Annotated in this window: 14 protein-coding genes and 1 riboswitch; of the genes, 2 read left to right on the top strand and 12 right to left on the bottom strand. The window is 57.7% G+C overall.

The annotated features are described in order from the left end of the window. Window positions 1-5 precede the first annotated feature (5 nt). From ACWPM9_RS22220 to epmA, 7 genes are all read right to left on the bottom strand, one after another. Complete coding sequence (locus ACWPM9_RS22220) at window positions 6-2,474, bottom strand: glycosyl hydrolase 2 galactose-binding domain-containing protein (RefSeq protein ID WP_484758029.1); 2,469 nt, start codon at window positions 2,472-2,474, stop codon at window positions 6-8. Between the two features lie 9 nt (window positions 2,475-2,483). Then, the gene (locus ACWPM9_RS22215) at window positions 2,484-3,452 is read right to left on the bottom strand and encodes a DUF1839 family protein (protein ID WP_484758028.1); all 969 of its coding nucleotides are present in this window, start codon (window positions 3,450-3,452) and stop codon (window positions 2,484-2,486) included. 7 nt (window positions 3,453-3,459) lie between these two features. Beyond that, window positions 3,460-4,368, bottom strand: coding sequence for an amino acid--[acyl-carrier-protein] ligase (locus tag ACWPM9_RS22210; RefSeq protein WP_428189088.1), 909 nt, complete (start codon window positions 4,366-4,368; stop codon window positions 3,460-3,462). Window positions 4,369-4,373: 5 nt separating this feature from the next. Then, window positions 4,374-5,555, bottom strand: a complete 1,182-nt coding sequence (locus ACWPM9_RS22205) for an acyl-CoA dehydrogenase family protein (RefSeq protein WP_484758027.1) — start codon at window positions 5,553-5,555, stop codon at window positions 4,374-4,376. Continuing rightward, window positions 5,555-5,806, bottom strand: coding sequence for an acyl carrier protein (locus tag ACWPM9_RS22200; protein WP_428189090.1), 252 nt, complete (start codon window positions 5,804-5,806; stop codon window positions 5,555-5,557). The genes ACWPM9_RS22205 and ACWPM9_RS22200 overlap by 1 nt, the downstream gene beginning before the upstream one ends. A 164-nt stretch (window positions 5,807-5,970) precedes the next feature. Continuing rightward, a complete protein-coding gene (locus ACWPM9_RS22195; RefSeq protein ID WP_484758026.1) occupies window positions 5,971-7,011 on the bottom strand; it encodes a lysine-2,3-aminomutase-like protein in 1,041 nt (346 codons plus the stop codon). Then, the gene (gene epmA, locus ACWPM9_RS22190) at window positions 7,008-8,081 is read right to left on the bottom strand and encodes an EF-P lysine aminoacylase EpmA (RefSeq protein WP_484758025.1); all 1,074 of its coding nucleotides are present in this window, start codon (window positions 8,079-8,081) and stop codon (window positions 7,008-7,010) included. The genes ACWPM9_RS22195 and epmA overlap by 4 nt, the downstream gene beginning before the upstream one ends. Before the next feature lie 134 nt (window positions 8,082-8,215). Here epmA and efp point away from each other — a divergent pair, with 134 nt between their 5' ends. Then, window positions 8,216-8,785 carry an elongation factor P gene (efp, locus tag ACWPM9_RS22185; protein WP_428189093.1) on the top strand — a complete coding sequence of 190 codons (570 nt, stop codon included), beginning with the start codon at window positions 8,216-8,218 and terminating at the stop codon, window positions 8,783-8,785. 66 nt (window positions 8,786-8,851) lie between these two features. On the opposite strand, the gene ACWPM9_RS22180 is transcribed toward efp, so the two are convergent. Then, window positions 8,852-10,336: an NAD-dependent succinate-semialdehyde dehydrogenase gene (locus ACWPM9_RS22180; protein WP_484758024.1), complete on the bottom strand. Its 1,485-nt coding sequence runs from the start codon at window positions 10,334-10,336 to the stop codon at window positions 8,852-8,854. After that, on the bottom strand, window positions 10,336-11,619 hold the full coding sequence (locus tag ACWPM9_RS22175) for a 4-aminobutyrate--2-oxoglutarate transaminase (protein ID WP_484758023.1): 1,284 nt from the start codon (window positions 11,617-11,619) through the stop codon (window positions 10,336-10,338). The genes ACWPM9_RS22180 and ACWPM9_RS22175 overlap by 1 nt, the downstream gene beginning before the upstream one ends. Before the next feature lie 156 nt (window positions 11,620-11,775). Between ACWPM9_RS22175 and ACWPM9_RS22170 the strand changes: the two genes are divergently transcribed. Then, complete coding sequence (locus ACWPM9_RS22170) at window positions 11,776-12,606, top strand: cupin domain-containing protein (RefSeq protein ID WP_484758022.1); 831 nt, start codon at window positions 11,776-11,778, stop codon at window positions 12,604-12,606. Between the two features lie 71 nt (window positions 12,607-12,677). On the opposite strand, the gene ACWPM9_RS22165 is transcribed toward ACWPM9_RS22170, so the two are convergent. The 3 genes from ACWPM9_RS22165 to ACWPM9_RS22155 all read right to left on the bottom strand — a co-directional run bounded on the left by ACWPM9_RS22165 (window position 12,678) and on the right by ACWPM9_RS22155 (window position 16,072). Further along, a complete protein-coding gene (locus ACWPM9_RS22165; protein ID WP_484758155.1) occupies window positions 12,678-14,081 on the bottom strand; it encodes an efflux transporter outer membrane subunit in 1,404 nt (467 codons plus the stop codon). 187 nt (window positions 14,082-14,268) lie between these two features. Then, window positions 14,269-15,213, bottom strand: coding sequence for a phosphoribosylaminoimidazolesuccinocarboxamide synthase (locus ACWPM9_RS22160; RefSeq protein WP_484758021.1), 945 nt, complete (start codon window positions 15,211-15,213; stop codon window positions 14,269-14,271). A gap of 175 nt (window positions 15,214-15,388) precedes the next feature. Then, complete coding sequence (locus ACWPM9_RS22155; RefSeq protein ID WP_428189099.1) at window positions 15,389-16,072, bottom strand: energy-coupling factor ABC transporter permease; 684 nt, start codon at window positions 16,070-16,072, stop codon at window positions 15,389-15,391. A 56-nt stretch (window positions 16,073-16,128) separates the two neighbouring features. Continuing rightward, window positions 16,129-16,344, bottom strand: a riboswitch (cobalamin riboswitch). Window positions 16,345-16,843 lie beyond the last annotated feature (499 nt).

Here is a 16,843-nt window from a genome sequence, read left to right as displayed (position 1 = left end):
TCACGTCAAAAGCGAATTATCTGTCCGCTGCCGACGGCTGTAATTTCGCCTTCGGGTTTGCCAGCCTGTCCGTCTCTGGAGATCAGACGGATACGCCTTTTGCGTGCGGGGGCCAGATGAAACCAGTTGTCAGCTGCACGCACCTGGTCGGATGCAATGTGCACCGACTGGGCAAAGCACTCGCTTTCAATGTCGAGGAACCACTGTCCTTTTTTTTCCATCAGTTCAGCCGTCACCAGTGCCGGGAAGGCTGCAGTCTTTCGGCCGCGGGGAAAGTGAAATGCCTCCGCCAGCAGCGCGTCTTCGCCAGCATGTCGAAGGCTGGCGATCGTTACCTCATGGGATGGCGGGCCGAAGCGGAAGGCGTAGGGCGTATCGAAGAAGGCCCCGAACAGATCCGTGGCTGGAATTGACTGGCTGCTGCGGGGTGCAATGGTGATCGAGCGCTTGCCGGAGATGACCCGCTGGCGACCATCACGCAGGCAGATGATGTCCAGCTCGGCCTCTATGGCCACCGGCGTTTCGTTCAATACATGCACGTCGAGCCCATTGGTGCCTTCATCCGTCAGCAGAACCTGAATGGGTCTGAACGCGCGCTTAAGCGCGTACCAGATCGATTTGGGTTCCCCGGTCGAATCGATCACGCCCCAGCCTGGGCCGGGTTGGAGATCCTGAAACGTCCAGACGAGCGCACCATTGCAACTGGAGCCGTGCCGTCGCCATTCGGCATAGGTGTCCGTCACCACCTCTGCCGTCACGGCACGGGATAACTGAAGGTATCGACCCGGATCCTCGCGGCGCAGGCGCGCCGGGTCAACATCGTAGAGCGTGTGAATATAATGGTCGCGAATGTCCTCGAAATCCCAGGACGCGCCACGATCCCGGGGCACACGCGCCTTCCAGTCCGGATGATGGACAGCGGCGACGGGTAGGTGTTCATCCAGGGTGCGTTGTTCGGGGACATTGGCGAAGGCCAGGCATTCTGCCGCAAATCGGACATTGGCGCGACGGGCATCTTCGAGTGGCCGGCAATAGGCGCCGACTCCGTAGTAATGGGTGACGCCGCTATCGGGTGAAAACGGCATTGCTCCACCCGATGGCGAATTCTCCACAAACGGCACGTCCGGGCGTTCTTCTGCGCACAGATGTTGCAGCGTGTCGTCGAACAGCGAGGTTTTCCAGATCCGCTCCGGCAGACCCAGCATCGCGCCTTGCTGGTAGACTTCGCTGCCGCCGCAAAGGACGGCGAGAGAGGGAGAGCCGTTGGTGTCGCCAAGTCTCTGTTTTATCTCGCGTCGAACCGATTGGATAAATGGTTCTTCGGCAATCGGATAATCGAAATTGGCAAAGATCAGGTCTTGCCAGACCATGATGCCCAAGCGGTCGCAGAGCCTGAAGAAGTCTGCGCTTTCGTAGGTCATGGTGCCGCCGATGCGGATCATGTTCATGCCGGCGTTCACGGCATGGGAAAGCCAGGGGGCATAGTCTTCAGCCTGGCCCGACAATTTGAGGATGTCGGCATTCGTCCAGACGGCCCCGCGGCAGAAGATTTTTTCGCCATTCACGTGTAGCGCAAAGTTCTGACCATCGGACCCGCGATCGATTGTTAGACGACGAAATCCGACAAGTCCGAGCGTGTATGGCTTGCCGTCGATCACCAGCTTTGCTTCGTGGAGATCAGGTTTGCCATGCGTATGTGGCCACCACGGCGCGACATCGGGAATGTCGAGCGACGCTTGCCAGATGCCATCGGCGTTGGCGATCAATGGAGCGCTATGAACTCCACATTGGAGTGCCATATCGCTTTCGGACCGGTCGATCGAAAAGGCGAGCTTCAACAGGCCGGTGCCTTGCTCATCGAGGTCTGCAATCAGATCGAGGTTTGACAGCGCAATGCCTGTGCTGCGGATCAGGCTGATGGGGCGAAACGGTCCGACGGGGTGGATTTCGGGACACCAGCCCGGCATGTGACCGAGTGGCGTTGTGCGCACCAGCCGCAACCCTTGATGATCCATCATTTGCGGGCGCCAGCGTGCTCTGGGGCCTTTTCTTGAAAGATGCGGTTCAAGCGCGCGAAAGCAGATCGCGATTTCGTCGTGGCCGCTCAGGACCAGATCCACATCGTGGCTGTGGAACATGCTGTCGGACGAGAGCCGCAATTCGCCATTGATATAGACTTCGGCAAAGGTCGAGAGCCCCTCCATGCGCAGAATCGCATGCCCGGACTTTTCGCCCTCAAGCGAGCGAAAATACCAGGCGTCCCTGTCATGAAGAGGGTGCGGGTGCTTCGGATCAAACAAGCCCGCGGCTGTCAGCGCACCGGCGACCGTTCCAGGTACCATGGCCGGTATTCTGGCCGCGGGGCGGTGTACGTCCTTTGGTGACGCATAGCGTCCAGCCTCCGTCACCAGCAGTGTCCAGCCTGCCTCCAGAGGTCGGGTATCTGCGTCCAAATAGCGGATGGAGGCGCTCATGGTGTCGCCTCAGGAAATTGTCTGGCTAAGTTCATCCATCAGCTTGTCCCAAGCTTCGGCTGCCGGGTCCAGTGCTGATTTCAATGCGTCGAATTTCTTGCGTGTGACAGCACGTGCAAGCTGGAACTGCACCGACTTCGCCGCTTCTGAAATCTTCAGGGCATGGCTGCGGGCGGATCCGTATTGATCACCGCGATCGAGCCACTCAAGATGGCTTGCCAGCAGTTCGAAATTGGCACCGAACTGGCGAAGCGTATTGAAGGCATATTTGTGGAAGAAACCAAAGGGACGTTCGGCGACGGCTTCCACTTGTGTCGGAAAAACGGCCGAAAATGCTGCGATGGGATTGGTCTTGGGGCGGCGATTGAAGTGGCGCGTGAGCAATGCCGAGGCAATGTCGCGTTGATGATCTAATGTGGCAGTCGCTGCTGGAAACTTGGCGAATTCCGTATAGGGCAGGAAGGGCAGGGCGCCTTCGGCAAGATTGCGCTGGAAAATGCCGTCGAAATCTTCGCCTTCCAGATGGAAATAGCCACCATTGTGGAAGTAGTCCATCTGGTGATTATCAATATCGAGACGATTGATCGCGACGGTCGTCTTGCCGTGCTCCTGCCGGTAGCCGATGCCGCGCGTGTCCGGCAGGTAGAAGCTGTCCATTTCGACAAGGCACAGCCGACCGCGTTCGATCTGCGTGAGGACGTGATGTTCGACATTGTCAAAGATGGCAAGCTCGGTCGAGACCACACCATAAAGCGCTTCCAGGTCTTCCAGCGGCACCTTGAAGAAAGTGAACTGGTCGCCCTCGAAGTCCTGGGTCAAGGTGAAGCCGAGCATGGCTTCAGGGGCAACGCCATGGGTTGCCAGGACCTCTATCCACAAATCGACATAGCAATTGGTCTCGGGCCACATACGCTCGGCTGAATGGAGCGCATGCGGACGGTATGTGTCCGGATCGAGGCCGGCAAAAACAGCTGTCATTCCCTCATCAGCCCCAGAGTGCCTTGCGCACTTTCTCCGGCCAGTCCTTCACGTCCAGACCGTGATGATGGAACAGCGCAAGCGCGATGCGTTCGAGGCCGAAGCCGACACAAGCGGTATGGGCGACCGAGCCGTCTGCAAGGTTCAGGTCCCATTTGGTGCCAAACGCATCCTGATGATAGTTGAAGCTCATGCAGGCCGTTGGATTGGCTGTCGAGGTGATCGGAATGAGCAATTCGAACTTCAGGTTCTGGTCACGCTGGTTGTTGGCGAGCATCTTGCCGGCGCGCCCGAAGAACGGGTCGTTGGCGACGTCGATTTCGACCGGAAGGGCGACCTCTTCCATCATCTTGACGCCGCGATCCATCCACAATTGACGGAACTCGGTGACGTCTGCCTGCGTACCCATGCGGACATATTCACGCATACGGAAGAGCTGCTGGCGCGCCGGATCCTGGGATGGTTCGTGGCGGAAGCAGTAGGATTGCAGATCGTAGAGGCCGCCGGCTTGAGGCAGGTTTCCGCGCTTTGCGACCGTTGGATAGAGCGGGTAGCAGGCGGCTGGTGTCAGCACGATATCGGTTGCCTTCTGCTCGCCGGTCCAATCGCCTCCCTCATCCATGCACTTCAGCAGGCTGACATGGTCAAGTTCGCACCCGCAGAAGCTGTGCACGGTGCCAGCAAGCTGCGGGAAGCTTTTCATGTAGCCGCTCTTTTCGAAAAAGGCGCGGTTCATGCCCGGTGGAAAGCGAATGGCTTCAGCGCCATCATCGCCGCCAAAGCGATCGACAAGGCGCTCGAACGCGGCAATGACGTCTTCGAACTGGCCGCTTCGACCATATAGACCATCCACCCCGGTATCGATCAGAAGACCGGCATCGAAGAGGCGGTCGAGAAATGTTGTCTGCATATCCATATGGCTTACCCCAATAAGCTTGTGTCTTGCTTCTGTACCAGGAGCATCTGCGACGTGTTTCCGAGAATGCGGTCATTGGAGATCATCAACTCGGCAGAATGTGCATCGCGCAGATGCCGTCCGAGGCTGAAAGGCGTGCCATTCTTGTAGCCAAGGATGCCGCAGATGCGCATGGCCTGATGGATGATTGGCAGAATTCCCTCTGAGGCTGCGATCTTCACATTGTTCATGGCAACGGCGAATGCCATTGAAGACAAGCGGTCGGCGTCATGATGCGCTTTTTCAAACGTCGAGAGGCCGGCAACAACCGTCGAACGGATTGTTTGAAGCGAAGCCGACATTTCTGCGAGTTGAACCAGACCGGGCGGCTGGCTGCCGGGCGCCTTGCGGGCTGCGGCGCGAAGGAAGCTCTGCGCGCGCACGAATGCATCCAGTGCAATGCCGTACCAGACGGAACTCCATAACAGATGCGACGCGGCGAGCATGGATTGTGCGGCGATTTCCGCAAAGTGATGCGGCAAGATCTGCTCGGCCGACGCTTCCCCCCGAAACAGGAATCCATCGGAGCAGGTTCCCCGCATGCCAAGCGTATCCCAGGTGTGGGTCTGCTCAAGCGTATACTGGTCTTTGAGAAAAACCGTCATCACCTGATCGGATGGCGCCGCGTCCTTGTTGCTGCGCGACGTCACCAGAATGGCGTCGGCATGCTTGGCATAGGAAATGACGGTCGCGTCCTTTTCGAGGCTGCAACGACCGTCCTTGACGTCAATCGCGCAGATCGAATTGCGCAGATTGCCGCCGATACCGCCCTCGGTCGTCGCGGACGCGAGCAGAAGCTGCTCGGCCGCAAGCCGCGCCATCAAGCCTTCATGCCAGGTCGCGCCGCGTCCATGCTCGATCAGGCTGGATGTCTTGATCTGATGCATGGCGAAGATCATTGCGCTGGAGGCGCAAGCCTGTCCCAACGTGGTGCAGACCTCTGCGATCTCGGCATAGGACAAAGCTTCGCCGCCAAATTCCGCCGGGATCATCAGCGCGAGCAGCCTTTCCGACTTCATGGCCGCGACAGCTTCCCTGGGGAAGCGGCCACCACGATCAACATCATCGGCATGGGCTGCGGCGACACTTGCAACGCGCGCTGCCCGTGCCTTTACGGATTGGTCGAGGGCGTTGGCTGAAAGGTCCATCAGGCGACCTTCCTGTCCTCAAGAATCGTCTTGACCGTCTGCTCAATGGCCGCAACGCTCTGGAAAGACTTGCGGTTCAGCATGTGATCTGGAAATTCGATATCGAACGCATCTTCGATTCCAAGCATAAGTTGAACCGAGGCGAATGATGACAGGCCAGCTGCGTAGAGATCACTTGTATTATCGAGGGTCTCTACCGATACGGGCAAACCGCCAAGCTTGGAGAGCAGGGCACGAATAGTCTCGTTCATGGTTTATCCTTCCCGAACGTCATTTTTGTTCCTTGTTGGGACGGATTTCTATCTGGGAAAGCATAAGATTCCGCTAAATGCCGTAGTTAAATAAATCTAACCTACCGGCACCGCGACAATTTGAGCGAAAGCATTTACATGCGACTAGGCAATCGCCGGCCTTCTCAAGGATAAGACCGTGTTCGCCCTTCGCGGTCGATCACTGAATAATTGCCGCTTTCGGTGGCAGACAAATTGCCCTCGCCGATCGCAACTTTACCGTATCCGCCAGGGAGATCGAGGATATAGGCCGGCAGGCATAGACCGGACACACGGGCGCGCAGGGCGCGCATCAACGTCTGGCCTTCAGCGATTGTCAGTCGGAAATGGCTGGTTCCGGGCGCTAAATCCGGGTGATGAAGATAGTAGGGTTTGACGCGGGTCTCGACGAAGGCGCGCATCAGGGAGGCGAGCGCCTCGACATTGTCGTTAATACCCTTCAGCAACACGCTTTGGCTGACCATGACAACGCCTCCGTCAATGAGGCGGGCACAGGCGGCGCGCGCCTGTTCCGTCATTTCCCGTGCGTGATTGGCATGCAGGGCCAGGTAGACAGTTTTGCCAGAGGCGTTGAGTGCATCTACAAGTTCGTCGGTGACCTTGTCGGGTGAAACCACCGGCACACGGCTGTGAATGCGCAGAATTTTCACATGGGGGATTGCGGCGAGCGCGTGGGTGATCTGGCGCATGCGTCGAGGCGACAGAACGAGAGGGTCTCCGCCAGTCAGGATGACCTCCCAGATTTCGTCGTGGCTGGCGATATAGGCCAATGCGCTCTCAAGCTCGTCTGCAGTCGGATTTCCATCTCCATCAGGACCCACCATCTCGCGGCGGAAACAAAAGCGGCAATAGACCGGGCAGACGCCGACGGCTTTCAGCAACACGCGATCTGGATAGCGATGGACGATACATTTGACCGGACTGTGTGCCTCGTCGCCAATCGGGTCGGCCAGTTCGTCGGGCGTTGTGAGCAGTTCCGCAGCTGTGGGCACGAATTGTGCGGCGATAGGATCGTCGGGCGCAGATTTGTCTATCAGCTCAATCATGGCCGGTGTGATCGCCACAGCATAGCGCGCTGCAACCGTGCCCAGCACGTCACCGCTGGCTTTGCTTGTCAAACCCGCTTTAACCAGCGCGTCGACGGATCGGATGTCGCGATCCGTCAATTGGCGACCTCTGCCACCGGCGCCCACATGACCTGATCGATGCGCAGTGCTCCGGTCGCCAGCATCACCAGGCGGTCAAAACCAAGAGCAATACCGCTGGCCTCGGGCATATCGTCGAGCGCTGCCAGAAAATCTTCGTCCAGAGGATAGGTCTCGCCATAGACGCGCTGTTTCTCTGCCATCTCGATCTCGAAGCGGCGGCGCTGTTCGGTGGCATTGGTGAGTTCGCCAAAGGCATTGGCGAGTTCCACGCCACAGGCATAAAGCTCGAAGCGTTCGGCGACCCTTGGATCATCCGCCGCCGGTCGTGCGAGTGCGGCTTCGCAGACGGGATAGCGATCCAGGATCGTGGCACGGCCCCGGCCCAGTTCCGGCTCGATCCTTTCCACCAGAACCCGGCTGAACATATCCGCCCATGTATCGTCCGTTGCCGTCTTGATCCGGGCCTTGTCCAGTTCCGCGCGCAGATGCCTCTCGTCCGTCGATCCGTCAGCAGATACCGAGGCAAGCAGATCGATATCTGCATAGCGCTGGAAAGCGTCCGCAACGCTCAGGCGCTCCGGCGCGGCAAAAGGATCAACCGTCATATCACGATAGGTGAATTGCTTCGTTTTGGTGGTTTCCGCCGAAAGCGCCAGAAGATCAGCACAGTCGCGCATCAGTGTTTCATAGGTTTCACCCGAGCGGTACCATTCCAGCATGGTGAATTCGGGATGATGCAGCGGGCCGCGCTCTCTGTTGCGATAGACATGTGCGAAACAGCTGATGCGCGGCTCGCCGGCGGCCAGCAGTTTCTTGCAGGCGAATTCGGGTGAGGTGTGCAGGTAGAGAGGATGGCGAGCGCCGTCATTGCCGATCGCTTCGGTGGTGAAGGCATGCAGGTGCGCTTCATTTCCCGGTGAGATTTGCAGCGTTGCCGTATCGACTTCGATGAAGTTATTCTTTGCGAAGAAGGCACGCATGGCGGACTGAATCGCATTGCGGCCGATCAGGAACGGTCTGCGATCGGTGTGGTTTGACGGTGTCCACCATCTGGCACTGGGCGGATATTGATCCGGCAAGAGGCGCATTCTCCGGCGTTTACGCAACAGGGCTGGCCAATTGGCCAAATTTAGGTTAGTTGCGCCCCAGAATAATTGAGATACGTCCGGGACGATTGGGGTCGTCCTTTACGACGTGTCACTCGCAGTTACAAGGAAATCCAATGGTCAAGGTGATCGCTTCGTCTGTCCGCAAGGGCAATGTTATCGATGTCGACGGCAAGCTATACGTTGTGCTTACCGCCCAGAATTTCCACCCGGGCAAGGGTACGCCTGTTACCCAGGTCGACATGCGCCGGATCTCCGACGGCGTTAAGGTTTCCGAACGCTGGCGTACGACCGAGCAGGTCGAGCGCGCATTCGTCGAAGACCTGAACTTCCAGTTTCTCTATGAAGACGGCGAAGGGTTCCACTTCATGAACCCAGAAAACTACGACCAGGTTGTCGTGGACATTGAGACCATGGGCGATCAGAAGGCCTATCTTCAGGAAGCGATGACCTGCGTCTTGTCGATGCACGAAGGTATTCCGCTTGCTGTGCAGTTGCCGCGCCATGTCACGCTCGAAATCGTTGAGACCGAGCCGGTCGTCAAGGGCCAGACGGCGTCGTCCTCCTACAAGCCGGCAATCCTCTCCAATGGCCTGCGCACCATGGTGCCACCGCATGTGGATGCCGGTATTCGCGTCGTCATCGCGACCGAAGACAATTCCTATGTCGAGCGCGCCAAGAGCTGATTTGAGACCGTAATACGCAAAAAGGCCCCGGAAACTTCCGTTTCCGGGGCCTTTTCGTTTCAGCTATCAGCTGTCGATGCTGAGGCAGAGATACTTCATCTCGACATAGTCATCGATACCGTATTTCGAGCCTTCGCGGCCGAGGCCGGATTGCTTGATGCCGCCGAAGGGGGCGACTTCGGTGGAGATCAAACCGGTGTTGACGCCGACCATGCCGTATTCGAGTGCTTCCGCCACCCGGAACACCTTCGAAAGGTCCCTGGAGTAGAAGTATGAGGCAAGGCCAAATTCAGTATTGTTGGCCATGGCAATCACATCCTCCTCGGTTTCGAACTTGAAGAGCGGGGCGACAGGACCGAAGGTTTCTTCGGTTGCAACCTTCATCTCCGAAGTGACGCCGGTCAGGATGGTTGGCTGGAAAAACAGACCGCCAAGATCCGATTCGCCGCCCCCCACTTCGATTTTTGCACCCTTGGACGTGGCATCGGAGACATGCTCCTTCACCTTTTTCAAGGCGTTTGCGTCGATCAGAGGACCGGTTGTCACGCCTTCTCCAAAGCCGTCGCCGACCTTCATTTGCTTGACCTTCTCTGCCAGCTTGGCGGCAAAGGCGTCGTAAACTCCAGACTGAATGTAGAGACGGTTGGCGCAGACGCATGTCTGGCCGGCATTGCGATATTTCGAGATCATCGCACCTTCGACAGCCGCATCGAGATCTGCGTCATCGAAGACGATGAAGGGTGCGTTGCCACCGAGTTCCAGGCCAAGCTTCATAATCTGGTCCGCGCCCTGACGCATCAGGATGCGACCGACATTGGTGGAGCCGGTAAATGTCAGCTTGCGAACCTTGTCATTGTCGCAGAATTCCTTGCCGACCATTGCGGCATCCGTGCTTGTGAGCACAGAATAGACCCCTGAGGGCAAGCCAGCGCGTTCGGCAAGAATTCCAATGGCCAATGCGGAAAGCGGGGTCTGCGCTGCAGGCTTGGCAACCATTGCGCAACCAGCGGCAATAGCCGGTGCCATCTTGCGGGCAAGCATGGCGTTGGGGAAGTTCCACGGCGTGATGGCACCGACAACACCGATCGGCTGCTTGATGACGAGAATGCGCTTGTCTGGCTGGTGACCGGGAATGGTGTCACCATAGACGCGCTTGGCTTCTTCGCCAAACCACTCGACATAAGAGGCACCGTAAAGGATTTCACCGCGTGCTTCTGCCCAGGGCTTGCCCATCTCCATGGTGAGGATGGTGGCAAGATCATCTGCATTCTCGACCATCAGGTCATAGAGTTTGCGCAGTATTCCGGCGCGTTCCTTGCCGGTCTTCTTCGCCCATGCCTTCTGGGCAATCTCTGCCGCATCAATCGCACGGGAGACCTCGGCCTTGCCGAGATCTGGGAGCGTGGCGATGACGTCGCCATTGGCCGGGTTTGTGACCTCGAATGTTGCGCCAGTGTCGCTTTTGGCAATCCAGTCGGACCCAACCAGCGCCTTGTCGGTCGCAAGGCCTGGATCCTTCAGTTTCGCGGTGAGTGTCTTGGAAATCGTCATTACTTCGCCTCTGCGCTGCATTCCTTGATCGACTGCTCGATGATGTCGAGCGCCTCGTTGAAGACGTCATCCTGGATGGTGATCGGTGCCAAAAAGCGAACAACGTTGCCGTAGACACCGCAGGTGAGCAGGATGAGTCCCTTTTCCAACGCCTTGAGGCGAACATTGTTCGTGAATTCCGCATTTGGCTTGGTGGAGCCGGGTTCGCCGAATTCGACCGCCATCATGAAGCCCGGTCCGCGAATATCGGAAATTTCCGCTACATCGGCGCGAAGGGCCTCAAGGCGTTGCCTGAGTCGGCCACCGAGTTGATTGGCGCGATTGATCAGATCTTCTTCCTCAATCACGTCCAGCACGGCATTGGCGGCTGCGACGGCGAGCGGATTGCCGGCATAGGTGCCACCGAGGCCGCCGGGGCCGGGCGCATCCATCAACTCTGCGCGGCCAGTGACCGCGGATAGCGGGAAGCCGCCGGCAAGGCTCTTGGCCATGGTCACGAGATCGGCTGCAACATCGTAATGCTCCATGCCGAACATCTTGCCCGTACGGGCAAAGCCCGTCTGCACCTCATCGGCAATCAAGAGGATGCCGTGCTGGTCGCAGATGTCGCGCAGAGCCTTCATCAGTGTGCGCGGAACCGGATAGAATCCGCCTTCGCCCTGTACGGGCTCGATGATGATGGCGGCGACGCGCGCAGGATCAACATCGGCCTTGAACAGCTTGTCGAGCACATCGAGCGATTCCTCAACGCTGATGCCGTGGAGCTCGAGCGGGAAGGGGACATGGAAGACATCGCCCATCATCTGGCCGAAGCCAACTTTGTAGGGGACAACCTTGCCGGTCAGCGTCATGCCCATGAATGTACGTCCATGAAACGCTCCGGTGAAGGCGATCACGGCAGAGCGGCCAGTTGCGGCGCGTGCGATCTTGACCGCATTTTCAACGGCCTCGGCACCCGTGGTCGCGAAGATCGTCTTCTTCTTGAAATCGCCGGGAACCAGCTTGTTCAGGCGCTCAGCGAGGTAGACGTAGTTTTCGTATGGCACGACCTGGTGGCAGGTGTGTGTGAAACTATCGAGCTGCTTCTTGACCGCATCGATGACTTTCGGGTGTCGATGGCCTGTATTGAGAACCGCGATGCCGCCTGCGAAATCGATGTAGCGGTTACCCTCAACGTCCCAGATCTCCGAATTCTCGGCCTTCTCTGCATAGATTTGCGTCGTCATGCCGACGCCACGGGAGATGGCATCGTTCTTGCGAACTGCAATTTCGGAGTTCTTCATTGCGGAAATTCCCTTGATGATTGGTTGGCCCTCGGCGTCCCATTCGCGGCGAGCACAAGGCGTATATATTTCCTACATTTTTTCAGTAGACTTGCAATATGCTTTGTCGCATTTATCAGTCGTGGCAAAGGCGAATGGCGGAAAGGCACTGTCCCGATGGACGAAATCCTCTTCAAGATCGGAGAAGCCGCCAGGATGGCCGGCGTTTCGCCATCGACTCTCCGGCTTTGGGAAGCACAGGAACTGGTGCAGCCAATCCGAACCGCGTCCGGTCAGCGACTGTATGATCGAGCGCTTGTCGACAAATTGCAGACCATTGCCTGGCTGCGCAGCGAAAAAGGCCTGAACCCGGCTGCCATACGCGAAAACCTGCGCGACGAAGGCGTGGACGGGGTCGGATCGGGTGAGGATAGCACAGGAGACGAAAGTGGCTATCCGGGCGAACTACCCGTCGGGTTGAAAATCCGCAAATTGAGACGTGATGCCGGGCACACGCTTGACGCCGTAGCACAGGCCACCGGCGTGGCCATTTCGCAGCTTTCCACATTCGAGCGCACGTCGCAGGGACTGTCCTTTACGGCATTGCATCTGGTTGCCAATTTTCTGGGCACCACGATTGCATCGCTCAGCGGCCAGGAACTAAGCGCGGGAGCAGAATCGCTGATAAGAGACGGCAAGTGGCCGGAATGGCCAACGAGCTCATCCGGCGTGGCAATTCAGGTTCTCGCCGAAGGCCGCAACCAGATGGAATGCAATCGCTTTCAGCTCGCTCCGGGAGCCTCGAGCGAGGGTGCCTACCAGCACGAAGGCGAGGAGTTCATTTTTGTGCTCTCCGGCAGTCTGGAAATCATTCTCGACGGCGACCAGTTTTTTCAACTCGGCACGGGTGACAGCTTCTATTTCGAGAGTCGACGCCCGCATTCCTGGCAAAACCGTTCGGATGGCGAGACGGTCCTTATCTGGATCAATACACCGGCGTCGTTCTGATCGGTCTCTCGACAAACAAAAAAGGCCTTCCCGCGGGAAGGCCTTTGATCTTCGACAATTGAATTGCCGGCTTATCTCTTGTCGAAGTCGTAGCCACCGCCGATGGCGATGTTGAGCGCAACGAAGTCGGTTGCCATCTGCTGCACGGCGGCAGCCAAGCTCGCCTGTGCCGTCGACACGGACCGCTGCGCATCCAGCACGTCGAGCAGGGAAGACGCGCCGTCCTTGTAACTTGCCGTGGAAAGCTCCAGCGCCTCATTGTAGGACTGAACGGTTGCCCGCAATGCGTTCACCGTCTGGCTATCGCGATTATAAGCAGCCAGAGCGTTTTCAACTTCTTCTACGGCATCGAGAACTGTCTGCTTCCAGACAAGTTGAAGCCGGCGAGCTTCGGACTCGGATGAGGTCACGTTCGCCCGCAGCCTGCCGCCATCGAGAATTGGCAGCGAAAGGCTCGGCCCGAACGACCAAGATGTGACACCGCCATTCGCGCCGCTCGTCGAAATAAAGGAAGGCGAAATCGAACCGCTCAGCGTGATCGATGGATAAAGTTGTGCTTCGGCAACGCCGATCTCGGCGACGGCTGCTGCCAGGTTGCGTTCCGCAACCTTGATGTCGGGACGATTGCGGATGAGGTCCGCAGGAACGCCGGTCTTTACGCTGCGACGTGCAACCGGCTGCGGGGCACCTTTTTGCAGATCCGCAATCAAGGTCGATGCCGGCAGACCCAGAAGCGTCGCGATATGATGTGCGCTCTTGCGGAAGTTTGTCTCAAAACCCGGGAGATCAGCGAGCGTCGAGTTTACCAAGCCTTCAGACTGCACAACGTCAAGACGCGATGCAGCACCGGCGTCGAGCTGCAGCTTGGTCAAATCAAGTGTCTCGCGACGCGATTTGAGGTTCTGGCGCGCGATGGCGATGCGGGCCTGATAATAGCGCGCATTGATATAGGATGTCGTCAGATCCGAAATGAAGGAAAGCTTGGCGACGTCTACACTCGAATAGGCGGCATCGAGGGATGCATTCGCACTTTCTTTCGCACGGCGATATTGTCCGAAAAGGTCAAGCAACCAGGAGACGTTCAGGCCACCTGCAGACGTCGACCTTGTATCCTGAGAACTGGTGCCGAAGTCGCCACTTCCGTCCGTTCCGCTCACCGATTCGGAAGCAGAGGCCGTCAGGCTGGGCAGCGAACCTGCACCGGCGCTCACGACATTGGCTTGCGCAGAGGTAATGCGCTCCATCGCCTGAAGCACGGACAGGTTTTGCGATATCCCCTGATCGACCAGGCCGGTCAGCCGCTTGTCATTAAAGGCTGTCCACCAGGCAACCAGTGACACATCGCCGGCGCTCGCCGAGCCGCCTTCACTGAATTTCGCGGGCAACACCGTTTCCGGTGCGACATGGTCGGGACCGGAGACACAGCCTGCAAGGAAGAGCAGTCCAAGTATGGGGGCAGCTTGACGGGATATCATCATATAATCCTGTATTCATACAATTGCCGCCATGTCAGATTGACCGGCGGCTTGCCTGAGTATCCGGCTGGAAGCCCGGAATCGCTCTTTTTTCATATGGTAAACTAGCAATTCGTTCCAAAAGAAAACAGCCACCAAATTCACATTCCCGGGCAGCGTTGCGAATCATCCACACTCTGTAGAAAGCCTAGGCAAAGTAAGTTGACAAATTCTTGCGGATTCTGTCGAGGACAGTTGCCCCGCTTTCGTCTGGAGTGAACGGTTTTCCCGTGATCATTTCATAGGCTTTGCGATAGACATGAGAGGTCTCTTCGATGAGCGAGGCCGGGATGTCAGGGATATCATCCTTGTAAGGGTCGCAGCGCTCGGCAACCCATGAGCGGACAAAGTCCTTGTCGAAGCTCTTGGGCCGTTTTCCCTCTGCGACGCACTGCTCGTAGCTGTCGGCCATCCAGTAGCGGCTGCTATCAGGCGTATGAATTTCATCGGCCAGAAGAATGTTGCCGTCTTTATCCGTCCCAAACTCATATTTCGTGTCTGCCAGAATGAGGCCTTTCTCGGCCGCCATTTTCTGGCCGCGGGCAAACAGAGCGAGGGCATAGCTTGAAACTGTCTCCCACTGCTTGGCTGTCAGCAAATTCGTTGAAACGATTTCGGCAGCCGTCAAGGGCTCATCGTGACCGGCATCGAAGGCCTTGCTGGTGGGGGTGATGATCGGTTGATCGAGCTTCTGGTTGTCCTGCATGCCGTCGGCAAAACTGAAGCCGTACATGTCACGCTGGCCTGCCTTGTAGAGGGTCAGGATCGATGTGCCCGTGGTTCCGGCAAGGTATCCGCGCACGATCACTTCGACCGGCAAGATATCAAGTCGTGTACCGACAACAACATTGGGATCGGGATATTCCAGCACGTGGTTGGGGCAGATATCGCTTGTTGCCTCGAACCAGTAGCGGGCCGTCTGGGTCAACACCTCTCCCTTATATGGAATACAGGTGAGGATGCGATCAAACGCCGACAACCGATCACTGGAAATGATGATGCGTCGACCGTCGGGCAGATCATAATTGTCCCTGACCTTGCCATGATAGTAATTGGGCAGTTCGGGGAAATGAGCTTCGGGCAGAATGCGCAAGGCATGTCCTTTCCAGCAAAGGCGGTTCCTGACGGTCCCGGCATGTGATCACCAAGTCCCCTCCGATAGCAGCGCTGTGCGTCGCGTCAACTGTTGCGTCGCAGATGCTGTTCAAAAAACAGGGCGCCCGACTGAAGCCGCGCGCCCTGTCTTCTCGATTGAGGCGTGAACCTGGTCAGCTGGCTGCGCTATGCAGTCGGCTGTTGAAGACCGGATTTTTCGTTTGGTTGGCGAACGTCTTTGCAATCGCCAATACGGCCAGATCCACAAGCGGTTCCAGAATGATCACAGTCATATAGGCGCCGCCAAAGGAAAAGACGCTGGCGATGTTATCGGCGCCGAAACCCTGTCCGTATAATGCCCAGAAGGCCACCCACGCGACAATTCCGCCCTGATAGGCTGTCGACAGCGACAAAGCCTGCCAATATGTGACGTCGACATAGGGTGTCTGCGGGGCAATGATCCGCCTGGCCAATTGGCTGACAGCCCAAAGCGGGACAATCAGCGTGGTGACGTTGATGCCATATTGCGGCAGGTCGAAGGGGGCGAAAAACAGCCCCTGGGTCAAAAGACCTGCAGCCAGGCCCAATGCCGCCGGGCCCGCACCAAAGATCAGGTATAAGGTGGAGCCAAGGATCAGGTGCACTTCCGACACACCGACCGGATAGTGCGGCAACACTTCAAAAAAGCTGAAAACAAGTGCGGCGGAGATCAGGCTGCGTGTGGCAAAGGCCGTCACGCCGCCGTCCTTGCGGATCGTGTCCAGGGACATCTTCGCTACAAGCCCGAAAGAGGCCGCAGCCGTTGCGAAGCTCAGGGCGATCTTGGCACCGTCCACGATGCCGGGTTCAATATGCATTGTCGTTTCCTTCCGTCCGCGCCCACCGCGCGGGTTCTGGTGAATGGCCACAGGGTCTTGTGGCGGAAGCGACGGCAGGTCTCCTGGCTTGCGGGTCAAAGCTTGGTCCGCCTTATCAGTTCTGTCGAACCAATGGCATTTTGGACGTCGCTCGCCGCTCACAGTTGCGGGGGCAGCCACGGTTTCGGCCCCTGTTGGGTCGTCCTCACCGTATTCCCTTTTCATCCGCCTTCCCGATTGGGTCGGGCGGAACCGTCGCGTGATAGAGGCGTCTGCTTCCGATGACGCCGGGTCGCGGACTTCATCCGATGCAGACGCCTTAGTGATAGACAAGCTCTGCTGTGGAGACAAATGGAAATTGCGTGTTGCCGCCTTTGTCCCAAAGCGAGTCTTGCCTGAGGGCTCGTGCGCGAAGCCCAGGCTGAATGCGCCGCCGATTGGTATATATGTATATATAAGGCACGCCCGCCTGCGCCCCAGACCGTATCGCAGACACCAACGCTGCGGATCACTTGGGTGGCGTTTGCGGGTACGGAGCCGATGGGCGTCAATCTGCTGGCGAGCGCGGGCGGTAAAGCTTCTGCATCGATGTCGGACAGGCAGTCCCGCCAGCTGCCGGAAAGGCCGATCGGTCGATTTTTTCAATTTAACGATTATATTTCAATAAGATAAGAAAAACGACAGTTTTTTGACACGAGCCATGTTGACTTGAGTTTAGAGTGGGACTAGAACCCGCCTCACCGAACGAGAGGGGGCGGCGCTTCTGGCGAC

The organism is Agrobacterium sp. H141 (genome assembly GCF_057158725.1).
The sequence above is the reverse complement of the archived record's forward strand: the minus strand, read 5'-3'. Positions and strand labels throughout refer to the sequence as shown.